Source organism: Pseudothioclava nitratireducens (assembly GCF_029210495.1).
In the GTDB taxonomy this organism is placed as follows: domain Bacteria; phylum Pseudomonadota; class Alphaproteobacteria; order Rhodobacterales; family Rhodobacteraceae; genus Pseudothioclava; species Pseudothioclava nitratireducens.
In genome coordinates this window covers 1-1,191 of sequence record NZ_JARGDK010000033.1, presented here as the reverse complement: position 1 = coordinate 1,191, position 1,191 = coordinate 1, and the positions used below count along the sequence as shown (strand labels likewise).

Here is a 1,191-nt window from a genome sequence, read left to right as displayed (position 1 = left end):
GGCAGCACCGCGTTGCGCAGCACCAAGGCATCCAGCACCTGAAGCTTGCCATGCAAAGAGGCGAGGATGGTTTCGCGGATTGAAGGCATATCACTTCCCGAACACCGGGGATGACCCGGTTTCAATGCTCCGTATCACCCTTCTTGGGCGACAGGTTGGCCAGATGGCGCGGCAGGTCAGATCGGCTGTGCAGGAAGTCTACGATGATCACGTGCTCAGCGTATTCGACAAAAACAACAAAATGCTGTCCCGCGCGCGCAAAGCGCAGATCTTCAGGCAGATCGGGGTCAATGATCCGGCGGCAATCCTGCGATTGCGCCGTGCCGGCCGCGATGTTTCGACAAGCCGAGATCAAGTCTTCTTCGTAGGCGGCAGCCTGCCTTGGACCAAAAGTCTCGACCGTCCAGATCGCGATATCGATGAGCGAGCGTTCGGCCGCTCGTGTCAGACGCCAGGGTTTGGGCATTGGGCGCTCGGATCAGGACCGATTGCGGGCAAGTGCAAAGGCAAGGCGCATGGCGTCTTCGCCACTGCCATCGGCCAAATCTCCTTGGCGGGCCTGCTCAAGGCCAACCGACAGCCGTGCGCGCAAGTCGCCGAGTTGCGCTTCCTCGCGTTCCAGAAGGCGCAGTCCGGCGCGCAAGGCTTCCGAGGCATTTTGATAGCGCCCCGAGGCGACCAGCCTGTCGACCAAGTCGGATTGCGTTTCAGTCAGGACAACATTTCTCGTGGCCATGGCGTTCTCCATTAGCGTCATTGGCAATATATGCCAATGACGCTCCATTGTCGACTGGTCCCGTCAAACGCGTTCAGATACCCAAGTCGCCACGATCAGCCCCGGAACCGCCGCCTGCACGCGCTCCGCATCCCGTGCCAAATCTAGCCGTTTTGCGAGCTTCACCTGCGGCACCAGCAGAAAAATCGGCACCGTCGCCCTGCCGCGCCCCGTCTTGGACCGCGATGCAACGCCAAGCCCGCGACTGTTCAACCGACCATCCGCCACCAGGAGGCTCGGCCCACGGCGGCGATAGACGAATCGTAACCGCATCCCGCGGCGGCGCTCCCATTCCCCGGGTGTGATGCGCCCGCCTTTCAGGCCCTTGCCGGCAGCCGCCGTTGGGATCGCAAGCCAGAACCCGTCCCGCGAGCGGATGAGCGGGCCTGTGTCATGAGCGCCGACGATAACCGGCG

Annotated in this window: 3 protein-coding genes; all 3 read right to left on the bottom strand. The window is 62.2% G+C overall.

All coding sequences use genetic code 11. The features are described from left to right. Positions 1-121: 121 nt before the first annotated feature. A complete protein-coding gene (locus P0X85_RS15065) occupies positions 122-466 on the bottom strand; it encodes a type II toxin-antitoxin system RelE/ParE family toxin (RefSeq protein ID WP_275815184.1) in 345 nt (114 codons plus the stop codon). A 12-nt stretch (positions 467-478) separates the two neighbouring features. Further along, positions 479-736, bottom strand: coding sequence for a type II toxin-antitoxin system ParD family antitoxin (locus P0X85_RS15060; RefSeq protein WP_275815181.1), 258 nt, complete (start codon positions 734-736; stop codon positions 479-481). Positions 737-799: 63 nt separating this feature from the next. Further along, positions 800-1,191: DUF6441 family protein (locus P0X85_RS15055; RefSeq protein WP_275815178.1), on the bottom strand; the 392-nt coding region annotated here is incomplete at its 5' end.